The 23,149-nt window shown below is 64.6% G+C and carries 28 protein-coding genes; 14 read left to right on the top strand and 14 right to left on the bottom strand.

What is annotated here, in order from left to right:
- Positions 1 to 27: 27 nt before the first annotated feature.
- Complete coding sequence (gene katG / locus N539_RS15450; protein WP_051531380.1) at positions 28 to 2,265, top strand: catalase/peroxidase HPI; 2,238 nt, start codon at positions 28 to 30, stop codon at positions 2,263 to 2,265.
- A gap of 53 nt (positions 2,266 to 2,318) precedes the next feature.
- Here katG and N539_RS15445 read toward each other — a convergent pair whose 3' ends face one another.
- Positions 2,319 to 3,275 carry a hydrogen peroxide-inducible genes activator gene (locus N539_RS15445; protein ID WP_051531378.1) on the bottom strand — a complete coding sequence of 319 codons (957 nt, stop codon included), beginning with the start codon at positions 3,273 to 3,275 and terminating at the stop codon, positions 2,319 to 2,321.
- Positions 3,276 to 3,337: 62 nt separating this feature from the next.
- Positions 3,338 to 4,120: a sulfite exporter TauE/SafE family protein gene (locus N539_RS0104655; protein WP_028969333.1), complete on the bottom strand. Its 783-nt coding sequence runs from the start codon at positions 4,118 to 4,120 to the stop codon at positions 3,338 to 3,340.
- A 193-nt stretch (positions 4,121 to 4,313) separates the two neighbouring features.
- Here N539_RS0104655 and cysE point away from each other — a divergent pair, with 193 nt between their 5' ends.
- The gene (gene cysE / locus N539_RS0104650; protein WP_028969332.1) at positions 4,314 to 5,000 is read left to right on the top strand and encodes a serine O-acetyltransferase; all 687 of its coding nucleotides are present in this window, start codon (positions 4,314 to 4,316) and stop codon (positions 4,998 to 5,000) included.
- Positions 4,997 to 5,338 (top strand): DUF2794 domain-containing protein, encoded by a 342-nt coding sequence (locus tag N539_RS0104645; RefSeq protein WP_028969331.1) that lies wholly within the window; start codon positions 4,997 to 4,999, stop codon positions 5,336 to 5,338. The genes cysE and N539_RS0104645 overlap by 4 nt, the downstream gene beginning before the upstream one ends.
- Here the strand turns inward: N539_RS0104645 and N539_RS0104640 are convergent.
- A complete protein-coding gene (locus N539_RS0104640) occupies positions 5,319 to 6,422 on the bottom strand; it encodes a hypothetical protein (protein ID WP_028969330.1) in 1,104 nt (367 codons plus the stop codon). The two genes, N539_RS0104645 and N539_RS0104640, sit on opposite strands and share 20 nt — an antisense overlap.
- A 72-nt stretch (positions 6,423 to 6,494) precedes the next feature.
- Entirely contained in the window at positions 6,495 to 6,791 is a 297-nt protein-coding gene (locus tag N539_RS0104635) for a glycine zipper 2TM domain-containing protein (RefSeq protein WP_028969329.1), read from the bottom strand.
- Positions 6,792 to 6,904: 113 nt separating this feature from the next.
- Between N539_RS0104635 and N539_RS15440 the strand changes: the two genes are divergently transcribed.
- Complete coding sequence (locus tag N539_RS15440; protein WP_081774199.1) at positions 6,905 to 7,462, top strand: superoxide dismutase family protein; 558 nt, start codon at positions 6,905 to 6,907, stop codon at positions 7,460 to 7,462.
- On the opposite strand, the gene N539_RS0104625 is transcribed toward N539_RS15440, so the two are convergent.
- A complete protein-coding gene (locus N539_RS0104625) occupies positions 7,459 to 7,731 on the bottom strand; it encodes a hypothetical protein (protein ID WP_028969328.1) in 273 nt (90 codons plus the stop codon). The genes N539_RS15440 and N539_RS0104625 overlap by 4 nt on opposite strands.
- A 54-nt stretch (positions 7,732 to 7,785) precedes the next feature.
- Between N539_RS0104625 and N539_RS0104620 the strand changes: the two genes are divergently transcribed.
- The 3 genes from N539_RS0104620 (at position 7,786) to N539_RS0104610 (ending at position 9,063) form a co-directional block, all read left to right on the top strand.
- Entirely contained in the window at positions 7,786 to 8,145 is a 360-nt protein-coding gene (locus N539_RS0104620; protein WP_037552245.1) for a GFA family protein, read from the top strand.
- 77 nt (positions 8,146 to 8,222) lie between these two features.
- The gene (locus N539_RS0104615) at positions 8,223 to 8,792 is read left to right on the top strand and encodes a PilZ domain-containing protein (protein WP_156029758.1); all 570 of its coding nucleotides are present in this window, start codon (positions 8,223 to 8,225) and stop codon (positions 8,790 to 8,792) included.
- A gap of 64 nt (positions 8,793 to 8,856) precedes the next feature.
- Positions 8,857 to 9,063, top strand: coding sequence for a hypothetical protein (locus tag N539_RS0104610; RefSeq protein ID WP_028969325.1), 207 nt, complete (start codon positions 8,857 to 8,859; stop codon positions 9,061 to 9,063).
- A gap of 27 nt (positions 9,064 to 9,090) precedes the next feature.
- Here N539_RS0104610 and N539_RS18725 read toward each other — a convergent pair whose 3' ends face one another.
- The 3 genes from N539_RS18725 to N539_RS15430 form a co-directional block, all read right to left on the bottom strand.
- Positions 9,091 to 9,687, bottom strand: coding sequence for a hypothetical protein (locus tag N539_RS18725; protein WP_231462877.1), 597 nt, complete (start codon positions 9,685 to 9,687; stop codon positions 9,091 to 9,093).
- A 103-nt stretch (positions 9,688 to 9,790) separates the two neighbouring features.
- Positions 9,791 to 9,976, bottom strand: coding sequence for a hypothetical protein (locus N539_RS0104600; RefSeq protein WP_028969324.1), 186 nt, complete (start codon positions 9,974 to 9,976; stop codon positions 9,791 to 9,793).
- A gap of 92 nt (positions 9,977 to 10,068) precedes the next feature.
- Positions 10,069 to 10,410, bottom strand: coding sequence for a hypothetical protein (locus N539_RS15430; RefSeq protein ID WP_051531371.1), 342 nt, complete (start codon positions 10,408 to 10,410; stop codon positions 10,069 to 10,071).
- 281 nt (positions 10,411 to 10,691) lie between these two features.
- Between N539_RS15430 and N539_RS0104590 the strand changes: the two genes are divergently transcribed.
- Positions 10,692 to 10,874, top strand: coding sequence for a DUF3606 domain-containing protein (locus N539_RS0104590; protein ID WP_028969323.1), 183 nt, complete (start codon positions 10,692 to 10,694; stop codon positions 10,872 to 10,874).
- 18 nt (positions 10,875 to 10,892) lie between these two features.
- Here N539_RS0104590 and N539_RS0104585 read toward each other — a convergent pair whose 3' ends face one another.
- Positions 10,893 to 11,303: a hypothetical protein gene (locus N539_RS0104585; protein ID WP_028969322.1), complete on the bottom strand. Its 411-nt coding sequence runs from the start codon at positions 11,301 to 11,303 to the stop codon at positions 10,893 to 10,895.
- A gap of 222 nt (positions 11,304 to 11,525) precedes the next feature.
- Between N539_RS0104585 and N539_RS15425 the strand changes: the two genes are divergently transcribed.
- Both N539_RS15425 and N539_RS17635 read left to right on the top strand, forming a co-directional pair.
- A complete protein-coding gene (locus N539_RS15425; RefSeq protein ID WP_051531369.1) occupies positions 11,526 to 12,095 on the top strand; it encodes a hypothetical protein in 570 nt (189 codons plus the stop codon).
- Positions 12,096 to 12,184: 89 nt separating this feature from the next.
- Positions 12,185 to 12,769 carry a hypothetical protein gene (locus tag N539_RS17635; RefSeq protein ID WP_051531366.1) on the top strand — a complete coding sequence of 195 codons (585 nt, stop codon included), beginning with the start codon at positions 12,185 to 12,187 and terminating at the stop codon, positions 12,767 to 12,769.
- Between the two features lie 45 nt (positions 12,770 to 12,814).
- Here the strand turns inward: N539_RS17635 and N539_RS0104570 are convergent, their stop codons facing one another.
- Positions 12,815 to 13,171 (bottom strand): hypothetical protein, encoded by a 357-nt coding sequence (locus N539_RS0104570; RefSeq protein WP_156029757.1) that lies wholly within the window; start codon positions 13,169 to 13,171, stop codon positions 12,815 to 12,817.
- A 305-nt stretch (positions 13,172 to 13,476) separates the two neighbouring features.
- Between N539_RS0104570 and N539_RS18105 the strand changes: the two genes are divergently transcribed.
- Positions 13,477 to 14,130, top strand: coding sequence for a hypothetical protein (locus N539_RS18105; RefSeq protein ID WP_081774198.1), 654 nt, complete (start codon positions 13,477 to 13,479; stop codon positions 14,128 to 14,130).
- Positions 14,131 to 14,149: 19 nt separating this feature from the next.
- Entirely contained in the window at positions 14,150 to 14,626 is a 477-nt protein-coding gene (locus tag N539_RS0104560; RefSeq protein ID WP_156029756.1) for a hypothetical protein, read from the top strand.
- Positions 14,627 to 14,646: 20 nt separating this feature from the next.
- Here the strand turns inward: N539_RS0104560 and N539_RS17630 are convergent, their stop codons facing one another.
- Positions 14,647 to 15,192, bottom strand: a complete 546-nt coding sequence (locus N539_RS17630; RefSeq protein WP_028969319.1) for a DUF4386 family protein — start codon at positions 15,190 to 15,192, stop codon at positions 14,647 to 14,649.
- A 218-nt stretch (positions 15,193 to 15,410) separates the two neighbouring features.
- Here N539_RS17630 and N539_RS0104550 point away from each other — a divergent pair, with 218 nt between their 5' ends.
- The gene (locus tag N539_RS0104550; protein ID WP_156029755.1) at positions 15,411 to 15,965 is read left to right on the top strand and encodes a T4SS efffector SepA family protein; all 555 of its coding nucleotides are present in this window, start codon (positions 15,411 to 15,413) and stop codon (positions 15,963 to 15,965) included.
- A gap of 151 nt (positions 15,966 to 16,116) precedes the next feature.
- Here N539_RS0104550 and N539_RS0104545 read toward each other — a convergent pair whose 3' ends face one another.
- The 3 genes from N539_RS0104545 to uvrA form a co-directional block, all read right to left on the bottom strand.
- A complete protein-coding gene (locus N539_RS0104545) occupies positions 16,117 to 16,638 on the bottom strand; it encodes a nucleoside 2-deoxyribosyltransferase (protein ID WP_197018340.1) in 522 nt (173 codons plus the stop codon).
- Between the two features lie 2 nt (positions 16,639 to 16,640).
- Positions 16,641 to 17,672, bottom strand: a complete 1,032-nt coding sequence (locus N539_RS0104540) for a YaaC family protein (protein WP_051531362.1) — start codon at positions 17,670 to 17,672, stop codon at positions 16,641 to 16,643.
- An 85-nt stretch (positions 17,673 to 17,757) separates the two neighbouring features.
- On the bottom strand, positions 17,758 to 20,838 hold the full coding sequence (gene uvrA / locus N539_RS15405; protein WP_081774195.1) for an excinuclease ABC subunit UvrA: 3,081 nt from the start codon (positions 20,836 to 20,838) through the stop codon (positions 17,758 to 17,760).
- Positions 20,839 to 21,036: 198 nt separating this feature from the next.
- On the opposite strand from uvrA, the gene N539_RS0104530 reads away from it, so the two are divergent.
- Positions 21,037 to 23,076, top strand: coding sequence for a M13 family metallopeptidase (locus tag N539_RS0104530; RefSeq protein WP_051531361.1), 2,040 nt, complete (start codon positions 21,037 to 21,039; stop codon positions 23,074 to 23,076).
- The last annotated feature ends 73 nt before the right edge of the window (positions 23,077 to 23,149 follow it).

Genomic DNA, 23,149 nt, shown 5'->3' with positions numbered 1-23,149 from the left:
CGAACACCAATTTGGGAGAGGCAGGACATGGACGCGAAAACCGGTGAAATGGGTGGCTGTCCGGTCGATCGGCCGACGACCGTCCGCTCGCTGCTCGGCCGCACCAATCGCGACTGGTGGCCCGAAGCGCTGCCGCTCGACATCCTTCATCAGGGCGGCGTCTCGCCCGACCCGATGGGCGAAGATTTCGATTATGCCGAAGGGTTTAAGAAGCTCGACTATCAGGGGCTCAAGCGCGACCTGACCGCGCTGATGACCGACAGCCAGCCGTGGTGGCCGGCCGATTACGGGCATTATGGTCCATTCATGATCCGCATGGCCTGGCACGCCGCCGGCACCTATCGCACCGCCGACGGGCGTGGCGGCGCGAACAGCGGCCAGCAGCGCTTTGCTCCGCTCAACAGCTGGCCGGATAACGGCAACCTCGACAAGGCGCGGCGGCTGCTGTGGCCGATCAAGCAGAAATATGGCGCGAGCATCAGCTGGGCCGACCTCTTCATCCTCGCCGGCAACGTCGCGGTCGAATCGATGGGCGGACCGATCTTCGGCTTCGGCGGCGGCCGTCCCGACGTCTTCGAACCCGAGCGCGACGTCTATTGGGGCGCGGAAGAAAAGTGGGTCAGCGAAGGTGCGGAGACCCGCATCCAGCCCGACCGCGAATTGGAGCTCGAGCATCCGCTGGCGGCGATCCAGATGGGGCTGATCTACGTCAACCCGGAAGGCCCGGGCGGCAATCCCGACCCGCTGCAGTCAGCGCGCGACATCAAGATCACGTTCGAGCGCATGGCCATGAACCATGAGGAGACCGTCGCGCTGACCGCCGGCGGCCACACCTTCGGCAAAGCCCACGGTGCGGGCGACGCGAGCCTGGTCGATGCGGCGCCCGAGGGCGCGGATATCGCGCTGCAGGGCCTCGGCTGGGCGAGCTCGTTCGAAAGCGGCATCGGTGAGCACACCATCACCAGCGGCATCGAGGGCGCGTGGGTAAATACCCCGACCCAATGGTCGGAGAATTACTTCCGCCTGCTGCTCGACTATGAGTACGAGCTGGTGCGCTCGCCGGCGGGCGCGCAGCAGTGGCAGCCGATCAACCAGCGCGAAGAGGACATGGCGCCGGCCGCGCACGATCCATCGAAGCGCGTGCCGACGATGATGACGACCGCCGACATGGCGCTGAAGATGGACCCCGAATTCCGCGTGATCTCGGAGAAATTCCGCAACGACCATGAAGCGTTCAAGGACGCCTTCGCGCGGGCGTGGTTCAAGCTCACTCACCGCGACATGGGCCCCAAGGTCCGCTACCTCGGCCCGGAAGTCCCGGCGGAAGACCTGATTTGGCAGGATCCGGTCCCCGCTGGCGCCGCGCCGTCCGATGCCGACGTGGCGGCGTTCAGGGGCAAGATACTCGACGCCGGCCTCAGCATCGGGCAGCTCGTCAAGGCCGCTTGGGCCTCGGCGTCCACCTTCCGCAAGTCGGACTTCCGCGGCGGCGCCAACGGCGCCCGCGTCCGCCTTGCACCCCAGAAGGACTGGGCGGTCAACGAGCCCGCTGAGCTCGCCACCGTGCTCGGCAGGATCGACAAGCTGCGCGGGACCTTGTCGATGGCCGATGCGATCGTCCTTGGGGGAACGGCCGCGGTCGAGAAGGCGGCCAGGGACGCCGGCTTCAACGTCAGCGTTCCGTTCACCGGCGGCCGCGGCGACGCGACTCAGGAATGGACCGACGTCGAAAGCTTCGAGGTGATGGAGCCCGCGGCGGACGGCTTCCGCAACTACCTCAAGACGAAGCATTCGGTGCGGACCGAAGAACTGCTGATCGACCGCGCCCAGCTGCTCGGCCTGTCGGCGCCGGAAATGACGGTGCTGCTCGGCGGCCTCCGCGTCCTTGGCGCGAACTACAAGGACACGCCGCTGGGGGTGTTCACCAACCGCAAGGGCCAGCTCACCAACGACTTCTTCGTCAACCTGCTCGACAACGGCACCTTCTGGGAAGTGGTCGACGAGAGCGGCGATGAAGAATTCATCGGCCGCGATCGAGGGGGCAAGCACGAGAAGTGGCGGGCGACCCGCACCGACCTCATCTTCGGCTCGAACAGCCAGTTGCGCGCGACCGCCGAGGTCTATGCCGAAAAGGGCAGCGAGGAGAAGTTCGTGCGCGATTTCATCGCCGTCTGGACCAAGGTGATGAATGCCGACCGCTTCGACCTTCGGGCCAACGGCGCCGCGTCCCAGGCGCGGGCGCGCGAGCCCGAATTGGCCAAATAGGCACCTCCGCCGCGGCGCTCCGTTCCTCCCTCCCTCCGGGGCGCCGCGGCCAGTCAGGCCGGTTCGGGAACCGCTTCGAGCATGGCCGGCGATTGCGCCGCCCGCACGAGCTCGCGGATGATCCTTTGAAGCGCCGCCGCGAGCATTCGGAACTCGTTCTCGCGCGGGCTTGATGGGCGCCACAGCAGCGCGATCTGGCGTGAGCCATGGTCCGAGCGCAGGGGCTTGGCGTCGACCTCGGTCCCGTCGAGGATTCCGGCCTCGATCGCCATCGCCGGGATGAACGTCATCCCGAGCCCGTTGTCGACCATTTGCACCAATGTGTGGAGCGAGGTGCCCATCATCGAGGCGTGGGCGCGAAGATCGGGCCGGTTGCACGCCGACAGCGCATGGTCCTTGAGACAATGCCCGTCCTCGAGCAGCAGCAGGCGGGTCTCGTCGATCTGGCTGACATCGATGACGCTGCCGGCCGGCGCCTCGCCGCGTGGAAAGGCAACGAACAGGGGATCGTCGAACAGCAGCGCGAAATCGACGTCGCCGCAGGCGTAGGGGAGCGCGAGCAGCACGCAATCGAGGAGGCCGCGATGGAGCGCTTCGCACGCCGCCTGGCTGGTCTCTTCGCGCAGGTAAAGGCGCAGACTGGGCCATTCCCGGCGCAGCTTCGGCAGCATCGCCGGGAGCAGGAAGGGCGCGATCGTCGGGATCACGCCCATGCGGAGCTCGCCGTGCAATGGCTGGCCTTCGGCGCGAGCGAGCTCGGCGAGCTCTTCGCTTTCGCGCAGCACACGAACGGCCTTGTCGGCGATCTTCTCGCCCAGCGCGGTGAACCGGACCACCCGGCGGGTGCGCTCAACCAGCGTCACGCCAAGCAAGGTCTCGAGCTCGCGCAAGCCGGCCGACAGGGTCGATTGGGTGACGTAGCAGGCCTCGGCGGCGCGGCCGAAATGGCCGTGCTCGCGCAGCGCGACGAGATATTGGAGCTGCTTGATGGTTGGCTGGTGGACGGTCATGTTAAATCGGAAATACCAATGAATACGACCGCTATAATGCAGCCGATCGATTGGAGCCAGCCCTAGGCGGTGAGCAGGCGCACAGCGACGATCAGCAAGGTCACCGCGAGGATCGGGCGGAGGATGGCATCCGAGGAGCGACTGCCGAGCAGGCTGCCGACGATGATCCCCGGAATCGAGCCGAGCAGCAGCGCGCCCATCAGGGTGAAGTCGACCGAGCCCATCAGCCAATGTCCGATCCCGGCGATCAATGTCAGCGGCACCGCGTGGGCAATGTCGCTGCCGGCAATCCGCGCGACCGGCAGCTTGGGATAGAGGATCAGCAATGCGGTGGTGCCCAACGCTCCGGCGCCAACCGACGTTATCGACACCAGCACGCCGAGAACGGCGCCAAGGATGATCGTCCTGCGGCGGACTCGCGCGTCGTCCATCGCCTCGAGGTGATCGCCGGCCCAGCGGAGGATCCGCGGCCGGAAGAAAACCGCAAAGCTGGTCAGCAGGAGCGCGCTTCCGAGCAACAAGTTGAGGATCAGCGGACTATGCGAGGTCGTCGCACCCAATTGGCTCATCGCAAACAGCGTCAGCGCGGCGGCCGGGATGCTGCCGGTCGCGAGCCCGCCGACGATCTTCCAGTCGACCGTCTGGCCCTTATGGTGCACGACGGTGCCCACGCTCTTGGTCACCGAAGCGTAGAGCAGGTCGGTCCCAACCGCGGTCGCCGGATGGAAACCGAACAGGAGCACCAGCAGCGGCGTCATCAGTGAGCCGCCGCCGACCCCGGTCAGGCCGACGAGCATGCCGACCAGGAAGCCGGCGATCGAATATAGTGGGTTGTAAGCGGAGATGATGCGGCTCTCCGCTAATTCGTTCTGTGCGATGTCATGGAACTGGCTGTAAGTTCGCCCCTGTTACAGGCGAGCGATGTGCCGAAAGGTCGGGCGTCGGGCAAGCACTCTTCGCGGTATTGCCTCGACCGGCTGGTATTTGGCTCGGGGCTCACTTAAATTGGCCTCATGTAACGGCAAAGGGTTCCGAAGCTTGCAGTCCGGCCTGATTGCGTATCTCGACTCCGTCAAATCGCGCGATCCCGCGGCCCGCTCCCGCTGGGACGTGCTGTTCTATCCTGGCGTGCTGGCGCTCGCGCTTCACCGCCTCGGCCATTGGCTGTGGGAAGGACGGCTGTTTTTCATCGCCCGACTGGTGAACCATCTCGCCCGGTTCCTGACCAACATCGACATTCACCCGGGTGCGAAGATCGGCAGGCGCTTCTTCCTCGACCACGGGTTCAGCGTGATCGGCGAAAGCGCGGAGATCGGCGACGACGTCACCATCTACCAGCATGTGACGCTCGGCGGTACCAATCCGACCACCGGCGTCGGCGGCAAGCGCCACCCGACCCTGCACAATGGCGTCGTGATCGGTTCCGGCGCGCAGATACTCGGCCCGATCGAGATCGGCGAAGGGGCCAAGGTCGGTGCGAACTCGGTGGTTACCAAGGATGTGGCGCCGGGCCAGACCGTGGTCGGTATCCCGGCTAAGGCGGTTCCCGTCGATTCCATCCACTACAGCCCCGGGTTCCTCCCCTACGGAACGCCGTGTGGCGAAGATGTCGATCCGGTGCGGGCGCGCATCGCTGAGCTGGAGCGGGAGATCGACGATCTGCGTCAGGAGATCAAAGGCATGAAGACGGCGCGCCAGCCCCAGCCCAAGGTCAAAAGCGCTTGAGCGTCATCGCGCCGTTCCCCAATTTGAGGGACCGGCGCCCAATCGCCAGTTTCGACCGCCGGGAACTGACCCGCATCCTCGATCTCTACGGCCGCATGGTCGCCGCCGGCCACTGGCGCGATTATGCCTTGCGGATCGATCCGGACGTCGCGGTATTTGCCGCTTTCCGGCGCCATTCCGAGCGCCCCGAGATCCGCATCGAAAAATGCCCCTCGCTTCGGCTGAAGCAAGGGGCATTCGCATTGGTCGGCGAGCATGGCGTCGTCCTCAAGCGGGGCCACGAGCTTCAGCCCGTGCTGGCCCCGCTCGAGCGACGGCTTATGCGGCTGGTTGGCTGACCATCCGATCGAGCACCGGCAACCGCGCCTGCAGCGATCCAGGTAGCGGCCGAACGATCGCGCCGCGGGCCTGGTGCCAGAAGGCCGAGAGCAGCAGCAGGGACGAGCCGATGACCAGCGCCGTCAGCGCGACGTTGAGCTCGACCGCGCCGAACTGACGGAACAGCTGCTGCAGCGCGAACAGGACGTAAGCCAGAGCGGACACCAGGAGCGCGCGGCGGTCGATGGCAAGCGCGGTCAGTCCGAGCGCGACGTAGAGCAGGACCACGACCAGCCCCTCGCTTATCGTCGCATTACCGTCGTTCAGGCCGAGCAGCGTGAAGACCGGGTGCACGATCATCGGTGCGGCGAGGAGGTGCAGCCAGAAGGCCACGTCCGACCGGCGCGTGAGCCGTTCCCGATCCGATCCATCCCACCACATGGCGAACAGGAATACGCCGATGCCGAGCAACAGGATGAAGCCGAGGATCAGATCCTTCGCCTGTTCGGCATTCTGCCCGAGCGCGGCGTAGAGGAGTCCGACCGCGATGCCGGCGACCGACGCCGCGCCGGCGGCGATGGTGATCGGCACGCGGAACTGACGCCAATGCAACCACGCTCCGGCGGCGCCGACAGCTGCCGAGATCGCGCCGACAATGCCGCCAAGCTGCGGGTTGTTGTCTAAGGCTTCGTCGCCGATGCCAAACGCGAGGGCGAAGCCGGCAGTAACGACCACGCCGCCGACAAAGCTCAGCAGCAACAGGATCGATGGCAGCGCCATGCGGCGCCTGGCGGTGAAGAACAGAGCAAGGCCCCAGGAGCAGATGGCGACGAACAGCGGCGCGAGGAACGATGGTCCGTCCTCGCCGACGATCAGCCCCGATTGTTGACCGATCCACTGGCCGATCCAGCCGACCGCGACCAGCAGAATGGCAGCGGCGATCGACACGAATATATCGTTGAAGCCGGTGATCAGCCGGAATTGCTCCTCATCGGGAATTACGGCAACGCGCTGGCCTTCGATATATTTGCGCAAGGCGTCCGCGGATTCAGCCGTGATCGCGCCGGATGCGACGGCATCGTCGAGCTCTTGTTGACTGTACATTCTATTCCTCCCTGTTCGCGCGGGAGGTTATGCCGAGTGTATTATCGTGTCAATACACCACAACGGGCTCGGCTAGCGGCAGATCATCCGCTGACGGTCCACCGCACGGCCGACCAGCGCCCCACCCACCGCGCCGAGGATCGTGCCGGAGGCTCGTCCCCCATGGGTATCGATCGCGCGGCCAACCAACGCTCCGCCGGCGGCGCCGACGATCAGGCCGGTGGTCCCGTTTGAGCGATGGCAACGCATCCTCCCGTGGGAATCCCGCCAGACTTTGCCTTGGTAATAGTGAGGCCGAGCCGCGGCCGGCGTGTCCATGACCGGGAAGGTCAGGCCGGCGACGGCGAAAGCGAGTATCACTTTGCGCATGGGATCCCCTTTAGAGCGTTGACGATGTGCATCCGTAACAATCCTAACCGCCGCGCGTGTCAAACCGTTCCCTGCCCGTTAACGGCAAACGGTTGTTGCGAAGGAACAGGATAATGCGGTTGCGGTTTGGACCTGGCGTGAAGTGCTTCGTTTTTCTCGTTGGCGCAACCATCGCCGGGTGCGCACCCATCGAGCCGACGGGCGGGACGCCGGTCGCGCTCGTCAACGCGAGCGGGCAGTCGATCGGCAGCATCCGCGCCTGGCAAACTGCGGGCGGAGTCACCTTCCGCATCGACGCGATCGGCCTGCCGCACGGAATCCACGGGATCCATGTCCATTCCGTCGGGCGCTGCGATCCGCCCGACTTCGCGAGCGCCGGCCCTCACTGGAACCCCGGCGCCCGCAAGCACGGCATGAACAATCCGGCGGGTCCGCATGCCGGCGACCTGCCCAACGTCGAGGTCGCGGCCAACGGCGTGCTCGCCACGACCGTCACCCTGCCGGGGGCGACCCTGGTCGGTGGTGTCGGAGTGGGCGGTGCGGTCATCGACGCCGACGGCGCCGCTCTCGTGATCCACGGCCAGGCCGACGATTACGTCACCGACCCCAGCGGCAACAGCGGCCCGCGCATCGCCTGCGCGGTGCTGCAGCCGGTTGCCGAGGTTCGCTAGCCGGATCTCGAGGGCTGGCGCCGAAGGTCGAGGCGCGCGACGAGGCGCGTGCCCTGCCAGATCTCACACTCGGAACCGCGAAATACTTCATTCGCGGCCTCGATCGCGGCCTCGTCGCTGTCGGCGTCGATCCACTCGCCGGACGCGACCTTATGGACCCCGTCGAGGCCATAAAGCCTGTAACCTGTCACGCGCACAAACCCTGTTTCTGCAGCCGCCCGAAAGCGGCGTTTGGCCTGTTCAACGACGAAGCCGCCGGTTGGTTTCATCGCTGTAAACACGCTGGAATGCGGTCATTTCCGCGGTAAGATGGAGCGATGAGCATGACGGGATCCTGCCATTGCGGAGCGGTGCGCATCGAGGTGCCGCACGCGCCCGAATGGCTCGGCAGCTGCAATTGCAGCATTTGCCGGAAGATCGGGTCGCTGATGGCTTACTATCCCGACGACGGCAGCGTCCGCGTCACCGGCGAGACCGCTACCTACATCTGGGGCGACCGCATGATTGCCCTTCATCATTGTCCGACCTGCGCCTGCTTCACCCATTGGGAATCGACCGGCGAAAGCTACGGCCGGATCGGCGTCAGCTCGCGCCTGCTCGACGGCTTCGCGGTCAGCGAGGGCCGGTACCTGCTCGACGGCCGCGCCCTTGAGGTGCGATACCTCGACAATGCCGACACCTAGCATCGCCGTTAAATCCGCCTTTACCTCCATCGGTCTAGACTAAGGCGTGGCAGTGGAGGAGGCTCGTGGACGCCTCGATGAACTGGACGGCTGCGAATCCTGCGGCTCGGGCGCTCGATGGGCGCGCCGAGCGGCGCAGCGTGCGCATGGACGGTCACGTCATGCTGGCCGGCGGAATCACCCACGAAATCACCGTCACCGATTTGTCCTACGAAGGCTGCGGAATCGAGACCAATGCGCCGCTCGAGCCGGGCCAGGCGATCAAACTGTCGGTGCTCCGCCGCGGCGCGCTCGACGCCGAGGTACGCTGGGTCAAGGACGGCAAGGCCGGGCTCGGCTTCCCGATCAAGACCGAAACCCCGGCCCAGCCGCGCAAGTCCGAACGGGTGTCGGTCGCGGCCGAGGTGTGGCTGCGGCGGATGGGCAAGAACGCCTATCAGTGCCGGGTGTTCGATCTGTCCCCCGACGGCTGCAAGGCCGAGATGATCGAGCGCCCGCTGGTCGGCGAGCGCGCCGTGATCCGCTTCGCCGGAATCGAGCCGCTCGAGGTCCAGGTCCGCTGGGTCGAGGGCCCTCAGGCCGGCCTCAGCTTCGAGCGCAGCTTCCATCCCGCGGTGTTCGAGCTGCTGATCGCCCGCCTGCGCTGAGCGAACGGGCCGGTGCGGCGCCGAAACGTCCGCAACAAATGGCGGAAAACCGAGTTGATCGGGCATGCAGCACAAAGACCGCACCGTTTATCACGATCCGAGCGAGGTCAAAGCGGTCGACGGCAAGGTTGATGTCGACGGCCCCGACCAGGTCGACGTCACCCTGACGCCCGAAGCGGCCGAGGAGACCTCGGAGCGGCTGCTGCAGCAATCGTTCAAGGCCCGCGGGCAGACCCGCCTGAAGAACAACGCACACCGCCCGCAGGACTGAGCGGCGCGCGCTTAGCTTCTGCCCCCGTCAGTAGCGGTTGTTGTTGCGGCGGACGCGGACGTTGGTGACCGCGCCGCGATAATCGACGTTGCAGCGGAAGGTGAGGTCGCCGCCCCCGGCGGCAAAGCCGCGGTTGCCGTAGCCAGGCTGGGCATAGGTGCCGTAGCCGCCGCGTGAATCGAGCATGCCGCTGACACGTAGCCCGCCGCTGCGGCGCTGGACGTCGGTGATCGCGGTCACCCGGGCGTTGCCATAGCCGCCATAGCCCTGGCCGTTATAGCCGCCGCCGTAGCCTTGGCCGTTATAGCCTTGGCCGTTGTAGCCGCCGCCGTTGGGTCGGTACTGTGCCGAGGCCTGCGCCACGGCGGCGCTGGCGCAGCGGCTGACCGCCTGGCGGTCGGTGACGTTGTAGCGGTTGCCGAGCAACTGATCGATGATCGAGCCGACGACGTTCTGCCCATAAGGCTGCTGATAGCCGGGATAGGGCTGGGCATAGGGTTGCGCGTACGGCTGGGCGTAAGGTTGGCCGTAGGGCTGCGTGTAGGGATAGGGGGTCTGCGCGGCTGCCGGGAGCGCGAAGCCGCCGATCGCCGCCGCGGACGCCGCGAATCTTGCCAGGTTCATCATCGGAAAATTCCTTGTGCCCGGAATGGGCCAGTGCAGTGCAGAACGCGCGCATTCTCCAATCGGTCGCATGAACCTAAAACAACAATGGCCGGACGGGAGATCAAACCTGCGCCGGCATCTCCGCCCGCACCTCGCGCAGTTCGCGCTCGGCCGCGTCGATCGCCCGCAGCAGCTCGGCGAAACAGGGCGCGTCGTCGACCGGCCACAGCCGCTCGAAGGTCGGACCGAGCAAGTCCACGTCGCGCTGGGTCAGCAAGGCGACGGCAACGATGCGATCCTTCGGCAAGCGGCACTCCGCGGCGGTTCGACATGACAAACGCGCGCGGGCCCAGGCCGTGCCGACCGTTTCGGGGGCGTGTCCAAGTTGCCAACGCAGAATTAGGCAGCGCCCCCTGCGGAAATCTCGACCGCCACGCGGCCCGCCTCGATGAGGTGATGCTCGACGTGCACGGGCCGCTCGACGAGGAAGGCGTCGTCCTCCGGATAGTAACGCGCGCGCTCCGGCTCGTCGCCGGCGAAGCCGCGGATCGAGTCCATCGACTCCCACCAGCTCATCGTCGACACCTCGGTGGTGCCGTCGCCAAGATCGCGCGTGACCATCTGGTAGCCACGGTTGCCCGGGGTGCTGGCATAATCGGCGAGGCCGGTCTCGACGATGTAGGCGACATAGGCCGCGCGGTCCCCAGTGCGGATCCGGCCGGTCCATTTGCGAAAGATCATGGGTGTTCCCTTTCGAATGTTCGCGAATGTTCGCAGTGACGAGCATGCGTTCGCGGTGCGGCATTGGCCCTTCGATGCGGGATTGGGCGGGCGCGACTCAGGAGCGGGTCCATCCGCGAGGATAAGCCACAAATAGGGTGCTGTAGGACAGCCTTTTCCGGGGGCGGCGGCACGCTTGGGCGCATTTCGTTGGTTGGCGGGATCGGCGAGGCGTATGGGGCAGGGGACGGTCCGGTCCAGCACCGGATAAGCGTCAGCCGCCCAGTCGAAGGAGAGCCAGGATGTCGAACACCCAGAGCGACCGCAGCCGCGTCGCGGCGAGCGATCCCAGCGAAGTGCGCTATTTCGGGAAGAAGCACGACCTGACCGACGACCAGGTCCAGGCGCTGATCAAAGAGTACGGCAACGACCGCAACACGCTTGAGGCGGCGGTGGCGAGGATGAAGGGGCCGACGGCCGCCTAAACCGCTTCGGCCGCCGGTTCAGAACAGCCGCGTGGTGCTGACGGCGGCGAGGCAGTCGAAGTGGAGGGGCAGGGTCTGCTCGTCGAACTCGGGCGCCTTGACGGTGCCGGCGGGCCGCTGGACGCGGAGGCGGACGAGGGTGTCGGGCGCGATCGCCTGACCGCACATGGCGCAGGGCTTCGCGTCCACGTCGGCGTCGTCGGCGAGCATCGGCGCCCGGCCGTTCCAGTGGCGGTGGAAGGTGAGCGGGACCTCGGGCCGTAAGTGTTGCGCCAGGCATTCGCTGTGGCAGGCGCTTTCGCTGAGCATGAAGCCGGGCGTGTCCGGATCGACCCGGATCAGGCGCAGGATCGTCCCCCACGGCACCAGCTCCCCGCAGAGGCGGCAGAGATGGCCGGTGGTGAAGCTAGGGTCGCGGCGGCGGGGCATTTGGTTTTCCTCGAATCTTCGCGAATGTTCGCAGTAACGGAAGCGAAACGCAGCGAATGCAGCGGTCCTACCAACCCCGTGGGCGAGCGTACGCGCGACGCGGCGGCGTGGGGGAACGGAAGCGACGACTCGAATGCGTAGGCATCGGCGAGGATAAGCCACAAAAGCGGTGCTGTAGGACAGGATTTTCTACTAGGCTGTCGGGCTGGAGAGGGGGCTTCGGTGGACGCATTCAGTTTCGTCTTCACGCTGTTCGGGCTGCTCATGGGGCTCGCCCTCGCCGAGACCATCGGCGGGTTCGGCAAGGCGCTGGAGATGCGGCACAAGATCCGCATCGGCTGGCTGCTGCCGCTGCTCGGCCTGCTGATCACCTTCGACATCACCAGTCTGTGGCTGATCGCCTGGCAGAGCCGGTCGGCGATCCCGATCAGCTTCATCAGCCTTGCCGCGGGCCTCGTCATCTTCGGCATTTATTACCTGATCGCGCAGCTCGCCTTCCCCGACGACATCGAGCATTGGCCCGACCTCGACGCTTATTATTTCAAGCACCGGCGGTGGCTGATGGGCGGCATGTACATCTGCAACCTGCTGGCGATGGCCGGGGAGCAGGCGATCGGCATCCCGCAGCTCGCCAATGGCAACCAATGGATCGTGTTCCTCGCCTTCAGCGCCGGGGTCGCGGCGGTCTGTTTCCTGCCGGGGCGCCGGCTCAACATGGCGGCGTTGATCTACCAGCTCTTGCTCTACCCGTTGTTCGACGCGCTCGGGATCATGTCCAATACGTGGTTTTGATCCTGTCGCCGTGATCCCGGTCGTAAGCCATAAAAAGGGGTGCTGTAGGACAGGCTTTTCACTAGGCTGCGCCCCGGCAGGGGGCTCGGGTGGACGCATTCAATTTCGCCTTTTCGCTGTTCGCGATCATTCTCGGGCTGAGCCTGGTCGAGGTGCTGACCGGTTTTGCGCGGGCGCTGAAGCAGCGGCGGGTAGTCCACCTCGGCTGGCTGACCCCATTGCTTGCCGTCTTCGTGATGCTCGACCTGACCAGCTTCTGGGAATTCGGCTGGGGCGCGCGGCGCTTCCTCAACCCCCAATATGGCATCCTGCTGATTGGCCTCGTGGTCAGCGGTCTTTATTATCTCGCGGCGTCGCTGATCTTCCCCGCCGAGTTCGGCAGGCGCGATCAGGAATTGAGTGGGGCCGACTTCGACGCCCATTACATGCAGCACGCGTGGCAGGTGATGAGCGCGGTGATCATCTGCGACCTGATCGAGATGGCGCCGATCGCGATCCTGCGCTTTCACGACATCCCGACGCGCGTGTGGTTCGAGAACGCGCTTCAATATTCGGCGATGCTGACCTGCATCCTCTCGCGCAACAAGCGCGCCAACGTCGTGGCGCTCGTCGTGCTGATCCTGATCTACCTGTACTCGGCGGTGATGAGCTTCGTGCAGCCGGTGCCGTTGTGAGGCGGGGCGAGGGCGAGGATATCGCGAAAAGGTGCTGACGCGTCCCTACTCAAAAACTGTCGCGACGGATTCGCCGAATTTGAGGCGTGACCGGATGTCCCAGCAGGCGCGGGCGCCGGCGAGGATGGACGATCCGACCGCCAGGTAGAAGATAATCCAGCCGAATGAATGCCCCCCGAGAACCTTCATGACCGCTTCGGCGGCAAAGATTGCGAGCAGGAACCACGAGACGATCCAGCCGCGTCCGATCATGATCCGATAAGAGGCGAACAGGACGAACAGAAGCTCGACGAACTCGCCTATCAACGCACCCATCGGATCGGTTTCAGGAGTTGCGAGATCACGCGTACTCAGGCCGGTGAAATAGGTGACCACCGCTCCTAAAACGATCATCCCGGCCAACACCCATCCACCGAATGATTTGCGGGCGACAGAGTAAGAGTCATCTAATGTGTCAAGCGCCGGCCAGTACCAAAATGACCTCTTGGCGCCACCCGAGTCATAACCCTCTTCATCGTTCCGATACGACATACTTCCCCCCGCAGATTGAGGAGCATGCTGGCGGGGTTTCCGGCCAATGGCAATCGGGGTTGAAGCCTGCCGTCTTACGTTAACCCTCTATCGCCCTTTGCAAATTTAACGGGGCGGGGCAGTCTATCGTCGACGCTCGTGCTCGGGGGGCGAGTCGAAACGGGGGAGTGTGAGTTATGTTCGTGAGTATCCTAGTCGCCGCAGCTGCGGCGGCGGCTCCGCAATGGGTGCCGCTCAACAGCCAACAAGCCAAGCAGGAACAGGGGCTGATCGTTGCACCGGCGCCTGCCTTGCCCGCTCCGCCGATCGCGGCTCCGGTGATGGTGAACGCGATCCTGCGGGTCGGAACGGTGGTTCCGCTGAGGCTCAGCGAAGAGCTCACGACCAAGGGCAAGAAGCTGCGCGTCGGCGACCGGTTCCATCTCGAGACGTCCGAAGCTGTGATGGTCCAGGGCGTGAACGTGATTCCGGTCGGCAGCCCGGCGATGGGTGAGATCACCGACGCCCGCAACAAGGGCATGTGGGGCAAATCGGGCCATTTGGCCGCGCGACTTTTGTACGTGACCGTGAACGGACGACAGATCCGCCTCAGCGGAGCGTTCGACGACAAGGGCGTCGCCGGTGGAGTTGGAGCGGCGCTCGTTTCCGGGATCGTGTTCTTGCCAGCGGGCTTCTTCATGACCGGCACGAGTGCGCGGGTGCCGATGGGCTCAGTCGTGAAGGGCTTTGTCGACGAAGATGTGCCGTTGGCGATGCCGGTGGCCGCCCTAGCGCCGATGCAGGTTGGCGGTGCGCCTGCGCCGATGGTGGTTCAGGTGCAGCCGCATTGACGCGAGGAGGAAGGGCGTGATGGGGTTACGCTTGCTGTCGTTCGGTTTGGTTGCGGGGCTCGCGCTGTCGGGCGCGCGGGCGGGTGCGCCGGGCAATCCCATAATCGGCACGTGGAAGCTGAACGTTGCGAAATCGACCTTCACTCCGGGGCCGGGCTGGCGGAGCCAGACACGGACCTACCGGCTCGCGCCGGGCGGTGGCGTGATCGTGGATTGGGTGGGCGTCGGCGGCCACGGCGAGCCGATGCGCGTGCGCTTCGAGTCCAAGACCGACGGCAAGGACTATCCGATGAAGGGGTCGGCGAACTACGACACGCTGAACGCGGTCAGGGTCGATGCGCTGACCGTGAAGTCGGAGGAAAAGCGCGGCGGCAAGGTCGTCGGCATCGCCATTCGCAAGGTTTCGCCCGACGGGAAGGTCATGACTATCACTGATGACGGTACCAACCGGAAGGGCGAGAAATTCTCGCAGGTGCTGGTGTTCGAGAGGCAGTGACCTCCGCCCGAATTGGTGGATCAGGCGGTACTAGGGGCTGACAGCGATGAGGGCGCCCGAACGCCGAAGATCAGCAGCCAGAGGGTGAAAATCAGCTCGGCGATCGCTCCGGGTGCCATGCTGTACGGCACGAGACGGTGCGCGAGGGCGGGCGAGGCGTAGGTCATCCAGCTCAAGCCGCCGAGCATGAGCAGCACGCCGATCACGGACGGCATCAGGCGGGACCGAACGATCAAGCTTCCGACGCCGAGGCAATAGACGCCGAATATGGCGAGCGGATTGACCGGCGCTGCAAAGACATGGAGCGCAGCCGCGGCGGACAGCGCGCAACCGGTGAGGCCGACTGCGGCCACGGCCCAGGACAGCGCCCGCCCGGCAGGCTCGAACAGCCGGCCGAGAAGGATCACCACGATTGCATAATCGATCGCCGCGAACAGCATCATCTGGTCGGACGCGGCCTGATCGCCCGCCTTCAACCGGACCAGCGAGAGAATGCCGAGGACGAAGTTGAGCGCGTAGAACAGCCCGGCGATCCGCGCGAGGCGCTGCTGCGTCATGTCGATCATCCCCTGCTCCGACCGAGTTAGTGTTGTAATACACCAACGGGCAGTGAACGCAATGGATCGTGTTCGTCATCGTATGCTATACCGGGATAAGCTTTGTGGCATCCTGCATGAATGCGAGCTTGCGGCCGTAATGGTTGTAGACTTATAGACTTGACAGCCTTACAGCGACTCGGTACGTGAGCGTCAGAAGCGAGGTTGAGATGCCATATTCAGTTGAATTGCCGGACGATTTGTTCGCGAAATTGCAGAAGCACGCGGTGCCGTTCATCGACACTCCAGTGACTGTGATCGAGCGTGCGGTGAGGGCGTTGGAGCAAGGGGATGAAGAGCCGTCGACCGGAGCGCTCGCAGTCGTCGGCAACGATGCCCCGCGATCGTTCAACCCGGCTGCTCCGCCAAGTCTGACGCACACGAAGCCGCGTAGTGCCAAGGTGGACGGTATCGCGTTGCCTTACAGCGACGCGTATTGGAACTCGATTTGGTTTGCGGTCATCCGCCGGGCTGCTGCTCGCGGTGTTTCGACTGAGGACCTGCTCGATCTAATCACGACCAATCGTCAAGCGGGCCGTCGGCTCGACAACGGGTTCACGTATATCGATGAGGCGGGCCTCTCGGTGCAGGGCCAGGACGCGAACGGCGCATGGCGTCAGACGTACGTCATCGCGTCGGCAACTGGGATCGCAGTCGAGGTCGTGTTCGCGTGGCAAAATAACCCGAAGGCGGCGATGCCGAACGTGGTTGGTTCGTTCTACGTCGAAGGAACCGGGCAATGAGTTGAGGTCCAGCGCTCTGCGAGAGCTGTCGCAGTTCGCCCCCTTGTACATCGGACAACAGCCCGCCTCGGCGGGAGAGGTTTCCAAGGGTGGACCAAGGGAATAGCCCGCGAGAGATCGCGGGCTATTTTCGTTTACGAGCTAAGTAACCCTAACTGGGTCGAACGAAGAGGGCGACGGCTTCGCTAGCTTTTTGAATGGCTTCCACCTCGCAAGCGTATTGAATCACCTGTGAAATCGTGGGGACACCTAAGGCCATGAGGGAAACAACGCCCTCACCAACTTGTAAATGATGTCGCGAATGGTCGGGGTTTTCGTATTCGCGAGAAGGTACCCGATTATCCCCGTAATCACCGACTAACATGATTATCGGCTTGCCGGCCCCTTCGGCGATTTGAAGCTCGACACCCATTCCAGTGGATGGGAAGCTTGCATCGGCAACAACGAGGTCGGCGTCCTCAATCATCTGCCGATCCCACGCGTAGCAAAGCTCGGCCCGTCGTTCAGGAGGGCGCTCCTTGAGCTGCGGATCGCTGTCCAATAACGCGTACTTGACAGCCTCAACGCCACCGATGCCCCTGAGCGACGCGGCCAACGCGTGTAGGTAGGACACATATCTTCCAAAATGTTGTTGGGGCAAATGCGTTAGACTGCAGGCAAGATATATCTTCACAGTCAGGCCGGGATGCGAACATTCGGAACTAGAATTTGGTGGCCCGTAATTTCGGCAGCGATCTCATCCATGAACTGCGCGGGCGACATCTCAATAAATTCGGTAAGCAACCAGTTTCTCTGTCCATCTAGCAGCGATGTCAGCTGTTTCGGTTGATATCGGGTCAACTCACTCAGACGGTGCATCGCTGCCAAGGTTAGTGTGAGCTGCTCCCTCGCGATACTGCTGGGGCTATCAGTTTTGAGGTACCACAGAGACTGCGAGCCTCGGATGTATTTCACCCTCTCCCGAATCGTTTGGTTTAGGTGGGCCACTTGAGTGAGGTCTGCGGCGGTGGGAACTGCAGCGATCGAAAGAGTCGCCGTCGAGATGGACTCGACCACCCGGTCAGCGCCCTCCAAGTAATGGGTGAAATTTCCGGGCATGGCGCGACGATAGCTCGGCCAGTCTACGTCGCTGCCGACGACTGCACGAACCCTAGTATTGCCTGTGACATTGTCACGGACAAACATGGCGTCACGCAGCGGAAGAAAAAGGTCGCGTCGCCGCGGATACGTGAGACAGTAAGTTCGATGAATGTGAACAAGATTATAAAAAATGTCTTCTAAGCTGTGCCGAGTACTCGGTTCTGTCTCGTTATAATAACCGGAGAGTGAGGGGAGAATGCCAGCGTTCCGTATCTCAATTCCATAGTTGCTAAGTACAAACTTACCTAGCGTATCTCCCTGGCCGACGCCGTGGTGTTGGTTGAAGGGTATAGACTTTGCTGACAGCAGTGCTTTCACTGCGTTCATGAAACAATAATATAGGAGAAGCGGTTTTGCCTCCAAAGGAAGAGTTTCAGCGCTCTTGTAAAATGCGCCGGCCTGCTTCCAGAAGAACCTCGCGTCCTCCTGATGATTTCGTCGCAACCATAGGTCGACGTACACGAAAGGATCGTTGGCGAGGACATTACGAATCTCGAATTGCGCACTGACCCGCGCCTTGTGAGGGCGCAGCGTCTTGGCGCGCAACTTCAGCGGTCTCTCAGCCATACGTGCGGCTCTCCCCATTCACCCCGAGCCGAGCGGCATTGTTGTTGGATGAAACGATAGGCAATGCAAGCGGGTGACGCGTAACCTACTTCGCCGGAATCAAGTCCGGTTCGTTCTCGTCGACCGCAACCCTGCGCGAGCGCTTCACCCGCACCGGCTTCGTCTCCACCACCTTCGGCTTGACGCTCGCCCGCTCCAGAATCGGCCGCAGATACTGCCCCGTCGCCGAGACCGCGGTTTCCGCGATTTTCTCGGGCGGGCCTTCGGCGATGATCTTGCCGCCGTTGACTCCGCCGCCGGGGCCGAGGTCGATCACCCAGTCGGCGGTTTTGATGACGTCGAGGTTGTGCTCGATCACGACCACGGTGTTGCCCTGCTCGACCAGCGCGTGGAGCACTTCGAGGAGCTTGCGGACGTCCTCGAAGTGGAGGCCGGTGGTCGGCTCGTCGAGGATGTAGAGGGTGTTGCCGGTGGCTCTGCGCGACAGCTCCTTGGAGAGCTTGACGCGCTGCGCCTCGCCGCCGCTGAGCGTGGTCGCGGACTGGCCGACCTTGATGTAGCCTAAGCCCACCTCCTGCAGCATGCGCATCTTGTCGCGGATTGCGGGGACCGCCTTGAACAGCTCGGCCGCCTCCTCGACGTTCATGTCGAGCACGTCGGCGATCGAGTGGCCCTTGAACTTCACCTCGAGCGTCTCGCGGTTGTAGCGCGCGCCGTGGCACACGTCGCAGGTGACGTAGACGTCGGGCAGGAAGTGCATCTCGATCTTGATCAGGCCGTCGCCCTGGCACGCCTCGCACCGCCCGCCCTTGACGTTGAAGGAGAAGCGGCCGGGCTTGTAGCCGCGCGCCTTGCTCTCGGGCAGGCCGGCGAACCAGTCGCGGATCTGGGTGAAGGCGCCGGTGTAGGTCGCGGGGTTGGAGCGGGGCGTGCGGCCGATCGGCGACTGGTCGATGTCGATCACCTTGTCGAGTTGCTCGAGGCCGGTGATGCGCTCGCACGGGCCGCAGACGATGCGGGCGCCGTTAAGCGCGCGGGCGGCGCCGGCGTAGAGCGTGTCGATGGTCAGGCTCGACTTGCCGCTGCCGCTGACCCCGGTGACGCAGGTGAACGTGCCGAGCGGGAACTTGACGGTGACGTTGTCGAGGTTGTTGGCGGTGGCGCCGTGGACCGTGACGAATTTTCCGCTGCCCTTGCGGCGGGTGGCGAGGAGCGGGATCTCGCGGCGGCCGGAGAGGTAGTCCGCGGTGAGGCTGCCTTCGCACGCGAGGAGGTCGGCAAGCGAGCCTTCGCACACGATCTCGCCGCCGTGGACGCCGGCGCCCGGGCCCATGTCGATGACATGGTCGGCGGTGCGGATCGCCTCCTCGTCATGCTCGACCACCAGCACGGTGTTGCCGAGGCCGCGCAGGCGCTTGAGGGTCTCGAGGAGGCGGTCGTTGTCCTTCTGGTGGAGGCCGATCGAGGGCTCGTCGAGGACATAGAGGACGCCCGACAGGCCGCTGCCGATCTGGCTGGCGAGGCGAATGCGCTGGCTCTCGCCGCCCGAGAGGGTGCCGCTGGTGCGGTCGAGGTGGAGATAGTCGAGGCCGACATTGTGGAGGAAGCCGAGACGCTCGTTGATCTCCTTGAGGATCACCCCGGCGATCGCGTTCTGGGTCTCGGTGAGCTTGGTGTGGAGCGCGGCGAACCAGGCGAGCGCGTCGGCGACGCTGCGGCGGCTGGAGAGCGAGATGTCCTCGCCCGCGATCTTCACCGCCAGCGCCTCGGGGCGGAGGCGGGCGCCGTGACACACCTCGCACGGGCGGCTGCCCTGGTAGCGCGACAGCTCCTCGCGAGTCCACGCGCTCTCGGTCGACAGCATGCGGCGGTTCAAATTGCCGATGACGCCCTCGAACGGCTTGTTGACCTCGTAGCTGCGGCGGCCGTCGATGAAGCGGAGGGTGACCGGGCGGCCGGCGGTGCCGTGGAGGATCACGCGCTGCGCTTCCTCGGGGAGGTCCTTCCACGGCACATGGAGATCGAAATCATAGGCGCGGGCGAGTGAGCTGAGCACCTGCATGTAATAAGGGCTGGGCGGCTGCGACTTGGCCCAGGGGACGACCGCGCCCTTGGCGATCGAGAGGTTGTGGTTGGGGACGACGAGATCTTCGTCGAACACCAGCTTCTCGCCGAGGCCGTCGCACGCCGGGCAGGCGCCCTGCGGGGCGTTGAAGCTGAACAGGCGCGGCTCGATCTCGGCGATGGTGAAGCCCGAGACCGGGCAGGCGAATTTCTCCGAGAAGAGGATGCGGCCGGGGGGTGCGTAGTCGAGCTTGAACTGGCTCCCCTCCCCTTGATGGGGAGGGGTTGGGGGCGGGGTGACGTCTCCGGAAAAGGCGCGGCTGTCTCCACCGTCACCCCCACCCCGACCCCGACCCTCCCCCATCGAGGGGGAGGGAGTTGGCGCGTCTGCGGGGTCCAGGTAGGCAAGCCCCTCGGCGAGCTTGAGCGCCTGCTCGAAGCTGTCGGCGAGGCGGGCTTCGATCCCTTCGCGGACGACGATGCGGTCGACCACCACCTCGATGTCATGTTTGTATTTCTTGTCGAGCGCGGGGGCTTCCTCGATCGCATAGAAGACGCCGTCGATGCGGACTCGCTGGAAGCCCGCCTTCTGCCACTCGGCGAGCTCCTTGCGGTACTCGCCCTTGCGGCCGCGCACGACGGGGGCGAGCAGGTAGTGGCGGCTGCCTTCGGGCAGCGCCATCACGCGGTCGACCATCTGGCTGACCTGCTGCGCCTCGATCGGCAGCCCGGTCGCGGGCGAGTAAGGGACGCCGACGCGCGCCCACAGCAAGCGCATGTAATCGTAGATCTCGGTGACGGTGGCGACCGTCGAGCGCGGGTTGCGCGACGTGGTCTTCTGCTCGATCGAGATGGCGGGCGAGAGGCCGTCGATATGTTCGACGTCGGGCTTCTGCATCATCTCGAGGAACTGGCGCGCATAGGCGCTGAGGCTCTCGACGTAGCGCCGCTGCCCCTCCGCATAGATGGTGTCGAAGGCGAGGGACGACTTGCCCGAGCCCGACAGGCCGGTGATGACCGTCAGGCTCTCGCGCGGGATATCGACGTCGATCCCCTTGAGGTTGTGCTCGCGGGCACCTCTGACAGAAATATGGGTCAGCATCGGGTCGGCTTCGTTCCGTTTATGTTCTAGTCTAGCGTGGAGCGCCGCACCCGGTCAACGCGGCTTTGCGCATATGGGTGCGGAGCGGCGAATTTGCCAGTGTTCGTCGATGGGCGGGGGACGCTTGTCGATCCCGGCTGGAGCGCTTAACCGTGGCGCGCCACACGGCTCATCTCATTGCATTGGCGGGGATTTTTCATGGCTCAGAGTTCGGGGATCAGATTCGTTCGGGCGGCGGCGGTGCTGCTTGCGGCATCGACGGTGCTGGCGGGGGCGGCGATCGCGCAAGGCGCGAGCGGAGCGGCGCCTACCGTCGTCAGCTTCGGCAAATGGGGGGTCGACCTGTCGGCGCGCGACACCGCGGTGAAGCCCGGCGACGACTTCCAGCGCTACACCAGCGGCGAGTGGCTCGACGCCCATCCGATCCCGGCCGACCAGTCGAGCAACGGCACCTTCTTCGACACCTACAACAGCAACCAGGACCGACTGAAGGACATCATCGTCGGCGCCGCGAAGGACGGCCAGCTCGGCGCGCTTTATGCGAGCTACCTCGACGAACCGCGGCTCGAGCAGGTCGACGACGCTCCGCTGAAAGCCGACCTCGCCCGCGTCGAGGCGATCAAGGACAAGGCCGACTTGACCCGGTTCATGGGCGAGGCCTCGGCCGATTTCGGAGCGAGCCTGTTCGGCGCCGGCGTCGGCCCGGATTCGGTGAACCCGAACCTCAACACACTATATCTTGGATCGGGCGGGCTCGGCCTGCCGAACCGCGACTATTATCTCGACGACAAGTACAAGAAGGAGCGCGACGCCTATCGCGCCTATGTCGAGCGCGCGCTCACCATGGCGGGCGCGGCCGACGCCGCGAAGCAGGCCGACGCCATCCTCGCGTTCGAGACCGAGGTGGCCAAGCTGACCTGGCCGATCGCGGACCTGCGCGACATCGACAAGAACAACAATCCGATGACCATGGCCGAGCTCGCCGCCTATGCGCCGGGCTTCGACTGGCCGAGCTATTTCGCGGCTTCGGGCATCCACACCGACAAGCTCATCGTCGGCGACAATAGCGCGGTGAAGGCGAAGGCGGCGTTGTTCGCCGCGACGCCGCTCGACACGCTCAAGGCGTGGGAGCGCTTCAACGTCACGCACCAGGCGTCCAACTATCTGTCGAAGCGCTTCGTCGACAACCGCTTCGAGTTCACCAAGGTCCTGTCCGGCGTGTCGCAGCTGCGGCCCCGGTGGCGCCGCGGCATCGACCAGGTCGACGGCCGCCTCGGCGAGCTGCTCGGCAAGACCTATATCGAGCGCTACTTCTCGCCCACGTCGAAGGCGATGATGGAAGACCTCGTCGGCAATTTGAAGAAGGCCGCCGCGCTCCACATCAAGGCCAACAGCTGGATGAGCGACGCGACCAAGGAGGCCGCGCTCGTCAAGCTGGGCAAGATGGACGTGATGGTCGGCTATCCCAGCAAGTTCCGGGATTATTCGAAGCTCGCGATGAAGGCGGACGACCTCTACGGCAACGTCAAGCGCAGCAACGTCTTCGAATGGCAGTATCAGCTGAGCCAGCTCGGCCAACCGGTCGACCGCCAGAAATGGGCACTGAGCCCGGCGACGGTGAATGCGTACAATGGCGGGCAGGAGAACAAGATCGTGTTCCCGGCCGGCATCCTGCAGGCGCCGTTCTTCGATCCGAGCGCCGACCTCGCCGTCAATTATGGCGCGATCGGCTCGGGCATCGGGCATGAGATTATGCACGGGTTCGACGACCAGGGGCGCAAGATCGACCAGACGGGAGCGATCCGGGATTGGTGGACCGCCGCTGACGCCAACCGCTTTAAGGCGCTCACCACCGAGCTCGGCAAGCAATATTCGGCGTTCGAGGCGGCGCCGGGCGTGTTCGTCAACGGCGACCTCACCATGGGCGAGAATATCGGCGACATGTCGGGCCTCGAGGTCGCCTATGACGCCTACAAGATGGCGCTCAACGGCAAGGAAGCGCCGGTGATCGACGGCCTGACCGGCGACCAGCGCTTCTTCCTCGGCTTCGGCCAGGTGTGGCGCGCGAACCAGCGGCCCGATGCGGTCAAGGCGCAGGTCGCGAGCAACCCCCATCCGCCCGATCGCTGGCGGGTGATCGGCGCGGTCCGCAACATGGACGCCTGGTACAAGGCCTTCAACATCGGGCCGGATTCCAAATTCTACATCCCGCCGGAAAAGCGCGTCCGGCTCTGGTAGCGGTTAGGAGGGGAACGGGGCGAGCGATCGCCCCGTTTTCTTTTGTCGGCCAGGCAAGAGAAAATGGCTTGCA

Source organism: Sphingomonas sp. URHD0057, from assembly GCF_000620665.1.
In the GTDB taxonomy this organism is placed as follows: domain Bacteria; phylum Pseudomonadota; class Alphaproteobacteria; order Sphingomonadales; family Sphingomonadaceae; genus Sphingomicrobium.
Note: the sequence above shows the minus strand (reverse complement) of the source record. Positions and strands in the feature narration are given on the sequence as shown.

What these genes read in the sequence shown, in the direction of transcription:
- katG (WP_051531380.1), top strand. Translation starts at nt 28, where the DNA reads ATGGACGCGAAAACCGGTGAAATGGGTGGCTGTCCGGTCGATCGGCCG.
- N539_RS15445 (WP_051531378.1), bottom strand. Translation starts at nt 3,275, where the DNA reads ATGACCGTCCACCAGCCAACCATCAAGCAGCTCCAATATCTCGTCGCG.
- N539_RS0104640 (WP_028969330.1), bottom strand. Translation starts at nt 6,422, where the DNA reads ATGTACAGTCAACAAGAGCTCGACGATGCCGTCGCATCCGGCGCGATC.
- N539_RS0104635 (WP_028969329.1), bottom strand. Translation starts at nt 6,791, where the DNA reads ATGCGCAAAGTGATACTCGCTTTCGCCGTCGCCGGCCTGACCTTCCCG.
- N539_RS15440 (WP_081774199.1), top strand. Translation starts at nt 6,905, where the DNA reads ATGCGGTTGCGGTTTGGACCTGGCGTGAAGTGCTTCGTTTTTCTCGTT.
- N539_RS0104625 (WP_028969328.1), bottom strand. Translation starts at nt 7,731, where the DNA reads ATGAAACCAACCGGCGGCTTCGTCGTTGAACAGGCCAAACGCCGCTTT.
- N539_RS0104620 (WP_037552245.1), top strand. Translation starts at nt 7,786, where the DNA reads ATGACGGGATCCTGCCATTGCGGAGCGGTGCGCATCGAGGTGCCGCAC.
- N539_RS0104615 (WP_156029758.1), top strand. Translation starts at nt 8,223, where the DNA reads ATGAACTGGACGGCTGCGAATCCTGCGGCTCGGGCGCTCGATGGGCGC.
- N539_RS0104610 (WP_028969325.1), top strand. Translation starts at nt 8,857, where the DNA reads ATGCAGCACAAAGACCGCACCGTTTATCACGATCCGAGCGAGGTCAAA.
- N539_RS18725 (WP_231462877.1), bottom strand. Translation starts at nt 9,687, where the DNA reads ATGAACCTGGCAAGATTCGCGGCGTCCGCGGCGGCGATCGGCGGCTTC.
- N539_RS15430 (WP_051531371.1), bottom strand. Translation starts at nt 10,410, where the DNA reads ATGATCTTTCGCAAATGGACCGGCCGGATCCGCACTGGGGACCGCGCG.
- N539_RS0104590 (WP_028969323.1), top strand. Translation starts at nt 10,692, where the DNA reads ATGTCGAACACCCAGAGCGACCGCAGCCGCGTCGCGGCGAGCGATCCC.
- N539_RS0104585 (WP_028969322.1), bottom strand. Translation starts at nt 11,303, where the DNA reads ATGCCCCGCCGCCGCGACCCTAGCTTCACCACCGGCCATCTCTGCCGC.
- N539_RS18105 (WP_081774198.1), top strand. Translation starts at nt 13,477, where the DNA reads ATGTTCGTGAGTATCCTAGTCGCCGCAGCTGCGGCGGCGGCTCCGCAA.
- N539_RS0104560 (WP_156029756.1), top strand. Translation starts at nt 14,150, where the DNA reads ATGGGGTTACGCTTGCTGTCGTTCGGTTTGGTTGCGGGGCTCGCGCTG.
- N539_RS17630 (WP_028969319.1), bottom strand. Translation starts at nt 15,192, where the DNA reads ATGATCGACATGACGCAGCAGCGCCTCGCGCGGATCGCCGGGCTGTTC.
- N539_RS0104540 (WP_051531362.1), bottom strand. Translation starts at nt 17,672, where the DNA reads ATGGCTGAGAGACCGCTGAAGTTGCGCGCCAAGACGCTGCGCCCTCAC.
- uvrA (WP_081774195.1), bottom strand. Translation starts at nt 20,838, where the DNA reads ATGCTGACCCATATTTCTGTCAGAGGTGCCCGCGAGCACAACCTCAAG.
- N539_RS0104530 (WP_051531361.1), top strand. Translation starts at nt 21,037, where the DNA reads ATGGCTCAGAGTTCGGGGATCAGATTCGTTCGGGCGGCGGCGGTGCTG.